The following is a 13,625-nucleotide window of genomic DNA, read 5'->3' on the forward strand; positions in this document are numbered from 1 at the left end:
CATGATTTCAATTTAATCATAAACTAAATCATGCAACTTATTGTCTTAAAAATAAATACAACATATTACTTAATTTCTGACTTTACACTTCCACAAGTAAGCATAGACTTGCCATAGTATGGGTTTGCGATCTGTTTTTCGTCGCTCAACCAGCTTGCATCAGCCATGGGGCAATATTGTACATACACCGGTTTTTCGGAAAGCTTAAACTCTTTTGTCAGAGCAATCATATTATCGGAAAGGTTGAAGAATGTTTCTCTCTGGGCAGCAACAGTTCTTGCATCAGAAATAGCAGAAGCATCTTTTCTAAGAATATTAAGGTTTCCTTCAGAGACTAATTTATAGTCAATAGTAGAAGCTGTTTTAATGAATTCTGTAGCAGCTTTTGAAGTTTTGTCGGCATCATCTGAAGCTAATGCAGATTTGATTGCAATATAGTTCTGATACAGTTTTGAAACCTGAGCATCTTTTTTAGATTGTGCTGAAAGTGAAATGATTGAAAATAAAGATAAGGCTGCTGTAATGATATACTTTTTCATTGTTTTAAATTTTAGAATTAATTTTTTTAATAAAGAATAATGGTAGCGCATAAGTACATGCGTCAGGACATGTCGCCTTGGTCGATATTATTTTAATACCGAAAACGACAGACGCATTCTAAATTCTAAAATTACAATGATGGATATAGATAGGTACGGGCTTGTATTCCGGAGGCCCATTAATCTGAATTTGAGTAAATTTTGATGCTGAAAAAGACTTATCTGCAAAGAAAAACTGGTGTGTGGCCGGGATTTCGGAGATTTGTCCTAAAAAGTCAACATTCATCAAATCTGATTTCTGAGAATCATCAACTTTTACAATTTTAATCTCTGTTTTACAACATCCCTTTTTTTCTTTTACACCACATTTTCCACAGATATCATCTGTTTTCTGGCTTACAGAAACAAATTCCTGCATACAATAATGAACGCTAAAAGCTGCTCCGGAAGAAAATCCGAAGTAGAAAATAGAGAACAATATGGCAAGAATCTTTTTCATTGTTACAGCAAAGTTAAAAATATCCTGTAAACCGTTGTTATAAAATTCAGTAATGTTGTTATAAAATTCTGGTAAACAAAAAAGCTCCTGAATATTCTCAGAAGCTTTTTATATTTTTTTTAGAAACGTTACTATAGTTTAAACTCTAATTTTACATTAAAGAAACGTCCTGTAAGACGTACCGGAACCGGATACATATAATTGGTATTATAATCCGTGATCCATTGGTTGGCAACGGTATTATTGATATTAAATGCATTGAAAACCTGAACTCCTAATGATAATTCCTGGAAATTTCCCCAGAAACCGTATCTCTTATTTTTTTCTTTCGGATCAATGAAAACTTTTGTCAATCCGATATCTACTCTTTTATAAGCCGGTAATGTTTGCTGGTAGTTATAGGCTGATGTAAAATCTGGCTGTCCATTACTGTTAAACATTACAGGAGCACCTGTAGGCAGTCCCATTGCATACACCAAGGTAAGATTTACCCTCATGGATGGGAACTGTGGCATATAATCCTGATAGAACATGGCAACCCTTAATCTCTGATCGGTAGGTCTTGGAATATTTCCTCTTCCATCAATATTTTCATACACTCTTGCATAACTTGCGGATAACCAAGAATCTACTCCCGGAACAAATTCTCCGAATAATCTTGTATCGATTCCGTATGCATATCCTTTTGAATTATTCTGCCCTGAGTAACGGATTCTTACATTGTCCATGTAATACGGGATCAGATTATCCATTTTCTTGTAATAAAGCTCCGTTGTCAATTTAAACGGTCTGTCATACATATAAAACTCATAGTCATTGGCAAGAATCAATTGCATAGATCGCTGTGACTTGATATTAGAGTTGAAATTTCCGTCCAAATCCTTGATTTCCTTATAAAATGGTGCCTGATAGTAAATTCCTCCTGAAAGTTTGAATAACATATCAGATTCCCAGTCCGGTTTTATGGCAAACTGGAATCTTGGAGAGAATAATGTTTCCTTATTGAAGCTCCAGTTGGAAACTCTTGCTCCGGCATTGATAAATACCTTGCTTGCACCCCAGTAAAACTTCTGAGAGTATTGAGCATAAGCCGATAGTCTTGTAGGCTCTATATCATTTTTTCCAGCAATATGATAAAACATTCGAAGATCTCCCGTAGTTCCAGTCCTTGGATCAATGACTTCCGGTCTTGGAAGACTGTATCCTGCAGAATCTACCAGTTTCCATTCGTTGGTAAGGTCTTTCAGATTTTCCTTTTCATACTTAAATCCAACTTCGATATCCGTATTGATATTAGGAGAGAATTTTGCTCTGAACTGTGTTCCGTAAGTTCTTACGAATAAATCATTTCTGGCATGTTCTGTCTGCCCCCCAACGTCATAGGTAGCAACAGGCTCCTTTGTTATTGGGTCAAATGTTTGCAGATCATATTCTGATCGAATGGTGTAGTATTCTTTTTCTCTGTTTTGATAAGCAAAACTATCCAATGTTAGTCTCCATTTATCGGTTGGCTTATAGTTTAGGGAGAATGTACCCATCATATTTTTATACTGGTCATTTTCCTGACCACCATAGCCAATGTTTACCTGAATAGGCTGCTGAAGACTTCCAAAAGTTACACTTTTTGCCCTAGGAATCATTTCATAATCATTCTTGGAGTAATACCCTATGAATGACATGGAAAGTTTATCATTAACATGATAATTAAGGTAAGACTGAAAATCCCAATACGTAGGATTAAAGTCTGTATCTTCCTTTAAGGTATTAAGAACAAGATTGGTATTTCTGTATCTTCCGGAAAATAAAGCGGTAAACTTTTTATTTTTGGATGCCAAGCCGGTTGTTAATCGGCCTCCGATTAAACTTGCTTCTCCTGAAAGCTCAAATTTTTCAGGTTCACGGTAATAGATATTTAAAGCAGAAGACATTTTATCCCCATACTTGGGTTCAAATCCTCCTGCTGAGAAATTCACAGTTGAAACCATATCCGGATTGATGATACTCATTCCTTCCTGCTGAGAGTTTCTGATCAGGAAAGGTCTGTAGATCTCAATATCGTTGATGTAGATAAGGTTTTCGTCATAGTTTCCACCACGTACCATATACTGGGAAGATAGCTCAGTATTGGAGTTTACAGAAGGAAGTGTTTTAAGCAAACCCTCTATTCCGCCACTTATGGAGGCTACTGCCTTGGCTTCTTTTGCAGAAATTCTTACATTGGTAAGGTCATTTGTTCTTCCGGTTGTTTTTTTCTGGAATACGACTTCCTCTATATCGGTTACTTTAGTGGTCGCCGTATCTTTTTTCCTTTGTTGGGAGAAAATCAGCATAGGGACCATAAGGCTTAGCGGTAAAACTAGTTTTTTCAAAAGAAATATTTTAGAATTTCTAAAATTAATGTTTTTTTAACAATTACAAAATCGATTCTCTAATTCTTGTTAATTTTTGTAACAAATCTTCTAATAAATCTAATCTTAGCATGTTTGCACCATCAGATAAAGCTGTTTCCGGTGTTGGATGTGTTTCTATGAAAATTCCGTCTGCTCCTACAGCAATTCCTGCCTTGGCAACGGTTTCAATAAGATCCGGTCTTCCCCCTGTTACTCCTGAGCTTTGGTTAGGCTGTTGTAAAGAATGGGTAACATCCAGAATTACAGGCGCATATTCTCTCATGGTAGGAATTCCTCTGTAATCAACAATCAGATCTGTATATCCAAAAGAATTCCCTCTTTCAATGATCGCAACTTTCTGATTATCAGAATCTGTAACTTTTTGAACGGCAAATTTCATGGATTCCGGTGAAAGGAACTGTCCTTTTTTCAGAGTAACACATTTTCCTGTTTTTGCTGCAGCCACCAATAAATCGGTCTGGCGTACAAGAAATGCAGGAATCTGAAGTACATCCACATACTGTGCTGCCAATGCTGCATGCTCATTTTCATGAATATCTGTAGTAGTAGGAATATTGAATGTCTCTCCTACTTTTTTAAGGATTTCAAGAGATTTTTCTTCTCCAATGGATGTGAAAGAATCTACACGGCTTCTGTTCGCCTTTTTGAAACTTCCCTTAAAAATATATGGAATATTGTACTTGTCTGTAATGTTAATCACTTTTTCAGCAATTCTTAAAGCCATATCTTCTCCTTCAATAATACAAGGACCCGCAATAAGGAAAAAGTTCTTTGAATCTTTGTGCTGAATATTATCTAAATACTGAATCATTTTGTTGTAATTAAAAGTTCAGTAAAAATACTGAGAAAGTTTCAGACTTGGAAATTATTTGGGACTTAAGAGTAATTAAAAATTTCATGCATCAGTACTGCGCAAAAAAAGGTAATCAGAAATGAAATAAGTCCAACAGCATTTTAAAACTTTTTTAAAATTTTCTCAAATGTATTGGTATTTCTGCTCGTAAACTGATCTTTAAGGCTTTTCTTTCCCAATACCTTTCCAAAGGTAGAATCCAGGGTATTTCCCTTTGAAACCTGCCAGTAAAATATATCATTAACAATTTCAGCTTTTTCATCTTCAGTCTGAGTGGCTTTCTGAAATTCTTCCATCAGGGTATTTTCCACACCGGGCATGCCTACAAAGGCATAGATATGTAGATTTTCATTCTTTTCAAAAGGAATACTGTTCCAGAACATCTCCGTTTCTTCCTGTGATTTCACAAACAGAAAAGCCTCATAGGAAAAGTATTCTGACATCGCCTTTTCCAGAATTTTCTTTAAATCATCAACATTTTTATCTGAAGAAAAGACAATATTTCCGGAGGCCAGTATAGAACTCACCTCTTTCATTCCGGCATCTTTAAAAACCTGACAGACATCTGCCATTTTCATATTGGTTCCTTTTACATTAACGCCACGGAGAAATGCACAATATTTCATAGATTAGGTATTAGGTGATAGATAATGGATTGCAGGTGTTTATAGCTTCTTTCTTTTAATCAACCCTTATATATAAATTATAGTCTGTTCCGGAAGGCTTTAGGTTGTAGATCTTTTCTAAAATCTTATGATTGCTTTTCAAGTGATCTTTTACCCTGAATTCTTTCAAAACTTTATAATGAATTTGATAATATTCAGCATCTTTTCCTTCATATAAATTCTGATAAGAAAGAAGGTATTTTGGTTTCCTTGTCTTTACAGTATTGATCCAGTAATTTGTTTTATCTTTTTTAATTTCTTCCTGAATCTGCTTGTCTACAAGCCCAACCTCATCAATGGTTTTTAGCCCTGAAAAGTAAGGAACATAACCAGCAGGCTCCAGCAAGATCCATTGGTTTTTATCTTTTTCATATTTGTTTAGGAATACGCCGATGGTTCTGCGGTAGTTCCATTCCCCGTTTCCTGTTGCAATGGAATGAATGGTCTGGAAAGCCAGCATTGGGGCAATGTAGAACACAATAAGCAATGACAGCCATAGGTTTCTTCTTTCCTTTTGCTCCAATACAAAGATAAGAACCGGAACAAAAAGCAGAATCTGCGGAACCCAATAATACCAATCGAATAAACTCTTTTGGGAGATAAAAGCCATCTGTTTTACCCACCCGAAGAGAAAGATCATCCACAAGAAATAGTTTCTCTTTTCTCTTTGTCTTATAAGGTAAATAAAGCATAGCAATTCAAAAATAAGGACAATAATGGTGATCGGGTTGAAATCTCCAGGAACCTTTAGCATTCCCCAAAAATTACCAAAGCTTACCATGAAATAGTTGATATGCTGCCCTAATGTAAAATGCTGTTCGTACAATAATTTTTTTGCGGTGATGGTATTGTTAACAACCTCTCCAAAGTAGAACCAGTTAAATGCAAACGTTGATAAAATTCCTAAAATTCCTCCAAAAATATAATTCCATCTGATTTTTTTGTTCCAAAACAGGTCTACAAAAAATACAATCCCCAGGAATATAATGGTATCAATCCTTGTAAACATAATTAAAACGGGAAGAAATGTCAAAGCCCATTTTTTACCTTTATTGAAGCCGTAGTACAACAGAGCCATCTCCAAGAAAAACAGAATTCCGTATTCCATTCCAAGAATCGAAATCTTGATGGATGGTGGTAAAATACCAATCAAAAATATAAATAAAGCTTTATGCCAAGGATTTTTAAGAACCAAATGAGAAAGAAACAGTGTTCCTATTGTAAAAAGTATAGAATTGAAGATCAAAAGAGGCTCAATAAAGTTTTCTTTACCAAATACAAGATTGAAAATATAGGACACAAAAACATACAAATGAGTGGTAGAAGCAGAGATCTTAGTATCCCCATTGAAACCAATTACTCCATAATCCAGTAGGTTCTGAGCCACTCTCCAGGTGATAAAGGCATCTTCCTGAATGTAATGCGTCAATAAAAAAAGAAGTTTAAAAACAACCGTAGCGATTACGGCATAGATTGGGAACCTGCTATTTTGTGTTTCTGCCATTATGCATTTTTAGTTCCGCAAATATAATCTTAAAATTCAGGAATCCCAATAACAAAAAAAACGGAACCGAAGTTCCGTTTTAAAAGTATTTTATTGTGTTGCCTTGATAATCGCTGATGTGATCTGATCTTCTTTTTCTTTTGAATAAGTAGAATCATAAGGCTGCATAACATCAAATAGGTATTGATAGAATGGTGTGATCTTCTGAACCTCTTCCGATTCTTTCATTGCTTTTTCTTTGCCCATCTGCTGAAGTTCCTTTACAAAGGCATTGAATTTTTTATCAATTGGCTCAATGGATTTTACCAGATAAGCATATCCTTTTTCTTTTTGCCCGATCTTAGTATAAGCATCTGTAACCGCTGCAACTACTAATGAATATTCCATTGGTTTTGTTCTCATCTGTCTTCTCAGATAGCTTTGATCAGACTTTGAAAGGCTTAAATAGTAATCATATTCTTCAAAGATTCCTTTTTTAAGCACTTCTGCCAACTGTAGTCCTTTTTGCTCTTGTCCGGCAATAATGTATCCGGATACAATTGAACTTAATGAACGTGGATCATTGTATTTTTCAGCCGGAATTTCCTTCGCAGCAAGATCCAATATTTCTAAAGCTTTCGCTTTTTGTCCGTCCAATGCAAGTGCTGAAGCAGCTCTGCTTGCTGACATTCTATAGCTGATGATATTGGAAGTAGCAGTCTCATCAAAGTGAGTGTTCAGATTTTTGAAGTTACCCCATCTGAAGTTTTTCACCACATTATAAAGAGAATTCGGATCTACTCTTCCCATATCTCCCTCCACTGATGGTGGTGTATGAACCGGTATCAATCTGTAGCTGAATCCGTCAAACTGAAGATAGTCATTAAGGTAGAAAATATTTTCGCTATCATAAACACCTCCTGAAGAGAAGTTAATTGGACGTTTCCAATCAAAGTTGGCCAATAGGTCTAATAAGATCAGGTTGTTTTTATAAAGTGTGTTTCCTTTATAAGTAATCATAATTTGATCTACTACATTGGGAAGATCTTCCTTGTTAATAATTCCTGCCTTTAGTGCATTTGCCTTATTTACCGGAAGAATAAACTTGTTTACCGGAAGAATGTTGTACTTCTCGTATTTTTCTTCTCCAAAGTACATTTTTAATAACTGATCTTTTTCAGGAGACTTGAACTTGATAAAGTTAATCGCTTCCTTCAGCGTCAATGAATCTTGTGTAAGATACTTTCTGAATGCCTGGAATTCTGTATCCGGAACTCCTTGCTCTTTCAGCATAGAGAAAACGCCCTCCCAATCATCTTTCTTCATCATATAGATTTGATCATTTACACCATCTCTATAATCTTCGTGCGTCAATTGGCTTGGAATTCCCATTGCATTGTACGTTCTTCTCTTCACCTGATCCAGATTCCAAGGCGTTGATGCAAGAGTAAAGTTAACTACCTTCACATCATCTCTAAACCTTTCTGTTTCCTGAATAGCCCAAACCGGGTAAGTATCATTATCACCATACACGAATAAGATATCATTCTTTGGTAATGATTTTAATACTGAATACGCATAATCATAAGCGGTATATCTGTTACTTCTATCGTGAACATTATAGTTCTGGAAGCCCATCATAAAAGGCACTCCCAATAAAACTACTCCTAACGCGATGTTAGCACCATTCGATTTGATCTTAGATTGAAGGAACCATAAGATTGCTCCGGCCCCCATTCCGATCCAAATGGCAAATGCATAGAATGAACCCACCATTGCATAATCTCTTTCTCTTGGTTCAAATGGTTTTACTCCTGTATAGAAAATAATTCCCACACTTGTCAAAATAAATAGAGATAATAATGCATAGAACCTTCCAAAATCTCTGTTCAATTGGAAAAAGAATCCGATTAAACCTAAAATTAATGGCAAGAAGAAGAACTTAACTGTACTTTCATTCTTGAATTTAGCAGGCATTTTATCCTGACTTCCTACGTTTACATTATCGATAAAAGGAATACCCGAAATCCAGTTTCCTTTCGTACTTTCCATATTTCCTTCAAGGTCATTCTGTCTTCCAACATAGTTCCACATAAGGTATCTTACAAAGTAATATCCGTTCTGGAAAGAAATGAAATAATCCATATTCTGAAGCAATGACGGCTTCTGAACATTGATCAGGTTATAAGGCTTTACCTTTAAATAATCTGATGCGGTAATGGATTTATCTTCATACTTACCTCTCAATTCATCAAAAATCTGCTTAGCCTGAGGATTGTCTGCTACATCTTCATTAGCATAGTTAAATGTAAAATCAGGAGCCCCATACATTGAAATATAGTTAGCCATTACATCCTTATCCTCATTAAACATTCTTGGCATTAAGCTTACCTGAGACTTACTGAAAACATAGTTGAATCGGTCTCCGGTTTTTCTATAGGTTCCGGTTTTCTCATCTTTTTCGTAGATTTCTCCGGTCTTTTTTGTTTTAAAGCTTCCATCTTCATTCTTCTCAATTCCATTCGCATCAAGGAAAGCCGTGTAGTTCTGTCCATACATTGTTGGCCAGTCACCATATTGCTCTCTGTTATAATAATCCAGCATTCCAATTGCTGTATCCGGATCATTAAGGTTCATTGGTGGATTAGCATTTGCTCTGATCGGAATAACCATCCAACAAGAAAACCCGATCATCATAAAAACTACAGATAAAGCAGCGGTCTGATAAATGTTTCTTTTTGCCTTTCTTGCATACTTAATCAGGAAATAACAAATAGCCACCATTAAAATAAAGGCTACAATTGTTCCTGAATGGAAAGGAAGACCAAGACCGTTTACAAAGAAAATTTCTAATCTTCCGAACATCGTCATAATCAAAGGGAAGATAATTTTGAAAACAACGATCAAAATCCCCAATGTAATAAGGTTTGCCCCAATAAAATTCTTCCAGGTAAACTTATAGTTTCTTGCATAGTATACCAGGCATACTGCAGGAATTGCCAACATACACATCATGTGTACCCCAACAGAAAGTCCCAAAACAAAGAAAATAAGGATAATCCATCTTTCACTGTCTGCCGCCTTATACTCATTTTCCCACTTTGTGATCAACCAGACCAAAAGCGCGATAAACATAGAAGCCATTGAGTAAACCTCACCTTCTACTGCAGAGAACCAGAATGTATCTGAGAACGTGAAGCAAAGTGCTCCTACAGCTCCGGCAAATAAAATAGAGATTTCCTGATGTTTCGTAATTTCTTCAAAATCCTTGTTGAGAAGCCTTCTCACAAAATGAGTGATCGTCCAAAACAAAAATAAAATAGTCAGCGCACTGAACAATGCAGACATCGCATTAATTACGATGGAATAATTTTCGCCTTTCCCTAATGCAAAAATGGCTGCCACGGCACCCACTATCTGAAATAAAGCTGCTCCGGGAGCGTGCGTTACTTCAAGTTTTACTGCAGAAGAAATGTACTCTCCACAATCCCAAAAACTGAAATTGGGTTCTATTGTGGACAAGTACGTGAAAAACGCAATGACGAAAATCACCCATCCTAAAACGGTGTTCCATTGCCTAAAAGTCCAATTTTTCATAGTATTAAATCAATTATGCGAAAATAAGGCTTTTATATTATTTTATATTGTTTTTAACAAATTTTAAAAAATTGGCTTGGTATTTGCGATTAAAGTCCTGTTAAAACTGTAAACAGGAAAATAAGTTTTTAAGGAACAGCCTCTGAGAAATCAAACAAAAGTTTAGTAATTATTTATTTTTTTGTATTTTTGCAGTCAGATTTTTATTGAAAATAACAAATAATGAGTAATGTTTACGATAATATTCTTGGCCTAGTAGGACACACTCCGATGGTGAAGCTAAATACTGTTACAAAAGATATTCCAGCAACCATTTATGCCAAGTTAGAATCATATAATCCTGGACATTCCACCAAAGACCGAATCGCACTTCATATTATAGAGAACGCAGAGGAGAAAGGCTTATTGAAAGAAGATTCTGTAGTTGTAGAAACTACATCAGGAAACACAGGGTTTTCTATTGCAATGGTATGTATCATCAAGGGATATAAATGTATTCTCGCGGTAAGCGACAAAACAAAACCTGAGAAAATTGCTTATCTAAAAGCATTAGGAGCTACTGTTTATATATGTCCTGCCAATGTACCGGCGGATGATCCAAGATCTTATTATGAAGTAGCGAAAAGAATTGCTTTGGAAACTCCCAATTCTATTTACATCAATCAGTACTTTAATGAACTGAATATTGATGCCCATTATCAGACCACAGGTCCTGAAATCTGGGAACAGACAGAAGGTAAGATCACTCACCTTTTTGCCTGCACCGGAACAGGAGGTACCTTATCTGGTTCAGCAAAGTTTTTGAAGGAGAAAAACCCGGATATTAAAATTATTGGGGTGGATGCAGATGGATCTATATTAAAGAGCTATCACGAGACAGGTGAGATTCACAAGGAAGATGTACATCCTTATCAGATTGAAGGAATGGGTAAAAACCTTATCCCTTCTGCTCTACTTTTTGACAAGGTAGATGAATTTGTAAGGGTAAATGATGAAATGGCTGCCTACAGAACCCGCGAAATAGCTTTGAAAGAAGCCATTATGGGAGGTTATACAACAGGAGCTGTAACACAGGGATTGATGCAGTATGCACAGTCTCATGAATTAACAGAAAATGACGTGGTTGTTTTAATATACCCAGACCATGGTTCAAGATACATCACTAAGGTATACAGTGATAAGTGGATGGCCGAACAAGGGTTTGTTAACAACTGTGTTCACAACTATGACGAAGTCTTCAAGACAGAGTTTATTAAATAGTAACAAATAAAATCACGATATAATAAAGCCTTTTGCGTGTTCTACAAAAAAGGCTTTTTTACTTAAAAAATTACGATACAATGTTGGATATTTTTGAAAGAATAAAAGAAAATCCAGGACCTCTTGGACAATTTGCAGATTATGGAGAAGGATATTTTATTTTCCCAAGATTAGAGGGACCTATCGGCCCTAGAATGCAATTTCAGGGTAGAGAAGTAATTTTCTGGAGTGCCAATGATTATTTAGGATTATGTAATCATCCTGAAGTAATAGAAGCGGATGCAAAAGCGGCTGCAGAATACGGAATGTTCTATCCTATGGGAGCAAGAGCGATGTCTGGAGAAACAGATCAGCACCTTCAATTGGAAAGAGAATTGGCAGACTTTGTAAAAAAAGAATCAGCATATTTATTGAATTTCGGTTATCAGGGAATGGTTTCTACCATTGATGCCTTGGTAAGCAGAAATGATGTTATTGTGTATGATATGGATTCTCATGCCTGCATCGTGGATGGGGTAAGACTTCATTCCGGTAAGAGATTTACCTACAAGCACAATGACATGGAAAGCCTTGAAAAGAATCTTCAAAGAGCAACTAAGGTTGCTGAAGAAACCGGAGGAGGTATCCTGGTAATTACTGAAGGGGTTTTCGGAATGAGAGGTCAGCAGGGAAAAATCAAAGAGATCTGCGAGCTTAAATCCAAATATCAGTTCAGATTGTTGGTAGATGATGCTCACGGGTTTGGTACACTTGGTAAAACAGGTGCCGGAGTTGGTGAAGAGCAGGACTGTAATGATCAGATTGATGTATACTTCTCTACTTTTGCTAAATCAATGGCTGGTTTCGGAGCATTCCTTGCGGGTGACAAAGAAATCATCAGATACCTTAAATTTAACCTAAGATCACAAATCTTCGCAAAATCTCTTACAATGCCAATGGTAATTGGAGGTTTGAAAAGATTGGAGCTATTGAGATCAAGACCTGAGATCAAGGCTAAACTTTGGGAGAATGTTGAAAAATTACAGAGTGGATTAAAAGAAAGAGGATTCAACATTGGGGATACCAACACTTGTGTAACCCCGGTAATGATGCAGGGAACTCCTGTAGAAGCTACTCTACTGGTAAAAGACTTGAGAGAAAATTATGGTATTTTCACCTCCGTGGTGGTATATCCTGTAATTCCTAAGGGAATGATTCTTTTAAGATTAATTCCAACCGCTTCACATACAGATGCAGAGATTAATGAAACTCTGGCCGCATTTGAAGGGATTCATGATAAATTAGTAAGTGGTTACTATAAAGATCAGGAACAAAAATTACTACAAGAACAAGGATTAAGCTTTAAACCAATTTAATCTTTAGAAAAATAAAGAAAAAAAAACCACTGATTGATTCAGTGGTTTTTTATTTTAAAAACTATAAAAGCTATAAAAACAAATGAAACTTAGGGGTTATATGTTGGGCGTTATGTCAGCCGTTTCCTATGGATTGATTCCAATTTTTATTCTGCCCATCAAGCAGGCTCATTTTTCAATGGACATTACCCTGTTTTACAGGTTTTCCTTTTCAGCCTTAATGGTGGGCGGATATCTGATGTATTCCAGACAAAATTTTAGGATCAATAAAAAAGAAGCTTTAATATTAGCAATTCTCGGAATATGCTATGCCCTTTCTTCAGAGTTTTTATTTATAGGATATGATTTTCTTACTGCCGGAATTGCCTCTACTGTTTTATTTATATATCCCGTCATTGTCGCTTTAATTATGTTTTTCTTTTATAAGGAAAAGCTTAACCGGTTATCTGTAGTTTCTTTACTGCTTGCTTTTGCAGGGGTAATTGTTTTATGCCTAAAAGAAAATGGACTAGAGATTAATTTTGCAGGCTTGGGAATTGTAATGCTGAGCTCTCTTTTCTATGCACTTTATATGGTGATCGTCAACAAATCAAACCTTAAGGTGTCAGGATTTAAGCTTACCTTTTACTCTATGCTTTTTACTTCCATGTTCTTTATGACAAAATCTGTGATAGGCAATGAGTCTTTTGCTATTCCATCAACAGCAATCTTTTTTAACTTTCTTATTTTTGCTTTTCTTACTACGGTTATTTCCAGCCTTTGTCTGGTATATGCCATTAAAAATATCGGTTCTACACCAGTTGCCATTTTAGGAGCATTGGAACCGGTGGTTGCTGTAATGGTAAGCGTATTGATATTTCATGAAAATTTCACCACCAACTTATTGATCGGTATTACACTAATTCTGCTGGGAGTTATCCTGAATGTTATTTCAGACCGTAAGAAAGTAAGTCATATTTAAAA

Annotated in this window: 10 protein-coding genes; 3 read left to right on the top strand and 7 right to left on the bottom strand. The window is 35.9% G+C overall.

Features of this window, described 5'->3' with window-relative positions:
• Positions 1-65: 65 nt before the first annotated feature.
• From EG359_RS03620 to EG359_RS03650, 7 genes are all read right to left on the bottom strand, one after another.
• A complete protein-coding gene (locus EG359_RS03620; protein ID WP_076351841.1) occupies positions 66-539 on the bottom strand; it encodes a DUF3347 domain-containing protein in 474 nt (157 codons plus the stop codon).
• A gap of 118 nt (positions 540-657) precedes the next feature.
• Positions 658-1,038 carry an HYC_CC_PP family protein gene (locus EG359_RS03625; protein ID WP_228434888.1) on the bottom strand — a complete coding sequence of 127 codons (381 nt, stop codon included), beginning with the start codon at positions 1,036-1,038 and terminating at the stop codon, positions 658-660.
• Positions 1,039-1,169: 131 nt separating this feature from the next.
• Positions 1,170-3,407 (bottom strand): TonB-dependent receptor plug domain-containing protein, encoded by a 2,238-nt coding sequence (locus EG359_RS03630; RefSeq protein WP_076351839.1) that lies wholly within the window; start codon positions 3,405-3,407, stop codon positions 1,170-1,172.
• A 43-nt stretch (positions 3,408-3,450) separates the two neighbouring features.
• Positions 3,451-4,260 carry a 3-deoxy-8-phosphooctulonate synthase gene (gene kdsA / locus EG359_RS03635; RefSeq protein WP_076351837.1) on the bottom strand — a complete coding sequence of 270 codons (810 nt, stop codon included), beginning with the start codon at positions 4,258-4,260 and terminating at the stop codon, positions 3,451-3,453.
• 143 nt (positions 4,261-4,403) lie between these two features.
• Positions 4,404-4,928: a DUF1697 domain-containing protein gene (locus EG359_RS03640; protein WP_076351835.1), complete on the bottom strand. Its 525-nt coding sequence runs from the start codon at positions 4,926-4,928 to the stop codon at positions 4,404-4,406.
• A gap of 55 nt (positions 4,929-4,983) precedes the next feature.
• Positions 4,984-6,471, bottom strand: a complete 1,488-nt coding sequence (locus EG359_RS03645) for an LTA synthase family protein (RefSeq protein ID WP_076351833.1) — start codon at positions 6,469-6,471, stop codon at positions 4,984-4,986.
• Between the two features lie 90 nt (positions 6,472-6,561).
• Positions 6,562-10,047: a glycosyltransferase family 117 protein gene (locus EG359_RS03650; RefSeq protein ID WP_076351831.1), complete on the bottom strand. Its 3,486-nt coding sequence runs from the start codon at positions 10,045-10,047 to the stop codon at positions 6,562-6,564.
• 222 nt (positions 10,048-10,269) lie between these two features.
• Here EG359_RS03650 and EG359_RS03655 point away from each other — a divergent pair, with 222 nt between their 5' ends.
• The 3 genes from EG359_RS03655 (at position 10,270) to EG359_RS03665 (ending at position 13,623) form a co-directional block, all read left to right on the top strand.
• Complete coding sequence (locus EG359_RS03655) at positions 10,270-11,307, top strand: PLP-dependent cysteine synthase family protein (protein WP_076351829.1); 1,038 nt, start codon at positions 10,270-10,272, stop codon at positions 11,305-11,307.
• 83 nt (positions 11,308-11,390) lie between these two features.
• Positions 11,391-12,662 (top strand): aminotransferase class I/II-fold pyridoxal phosphate-dependent enzyme, encoded by a 1,272-nt coding sequence (locus EG359_RS03660; protein WP_174567009.1) that lies wholly within the window; start codon positions 11,391-11,393, stop codon positions 12,660-12,662.
• An 82-nt stretch (positions 12,663-12,744) separates the two neighbouring features.
• Positions 12,745-13,623 (top strand): DMT family transporter, encoded by an 879-nt coding sequence (locus EG359_RS03665; RefSeq protein ID WP_076351825.1) that lies wholly within the window; start codon positions 12,745-12,747, stop codon positions 13,621-13,623.
• Positions 13,624-13,625: the final 2 nt, after the last annotated feature.

It is taken from the genome of Chryseobacterium joostei (genome assembly GCF_003815775.1).
Taxonomy (GTDB): Bacteria; Bacteroidota; Bacteroidia; order Flavobacteriales; family Weeksellaceae; genus Chryseobacterium; species Chryseobacterium joostei.

What these genes read in the sequence shown, in the direction of transcription:
- kdsA (WP_076351837.1), bottom strand. Translation starts at nt 4,260, where the DNA reads ATGATTCAGTATTTAGATAATATTCAGCACAAAGATTCAAAGAACTTT.
- EG359_RS03665 (WP_076351825.1), top strand. Translation starts at nt 12,745, where the DNA reads ATGAAACTTAGGGGTTATATGTTGGGCGTTATGTCAGCCGTTTCCTAT.
- EG359_RS03640 (WP_076351835.1), bottom strand. Translation starts at nt 4,928, where the DNA reads ATGAAATATTGTGCATTTCTCCGTGGCGTTAATGTAAAAGGAACCAAT.
- EG359_RS03650 (WP_076351831.1), bottom strand. Translation starts at nt 10,047, where the DNA reads ATGAAAAATTGGACTTTTAGGCAATGGAACACCGTTTTAGGATGGGTG.
- EG359_RS03645 (WP_076351833.1), bottom strand. Translation starts at nt 6,471, where the DNA reads ATGGCAGAAACACAAAATAGCAGGTTCCCAATCTATGCCGTAATCGCT.
- EG359_RS03620 (WP_076351841.1), bottom strand. Translation starts at nt 539, where the DNA reads ATGAAAAAGTATATCATTACAGCAGCCTTATCTTTATTTTCAATCATT.
- EG359_RS03625 (WP_228434888.1), bottom strand. Translation starts at nt 1,038, where the DNA reads ATGAAAAAGATTCTTGCCATATTGTTCTCTATTTTCTACTTCGGATTT.
- EG359_RS03655 (WP_076351829.1), top strand. Translation starts at nt 10,270, where the DNA reads ATGAGTAATGTTTACGATAATATTCTTGGCCTAGTAGGACACACTCCG.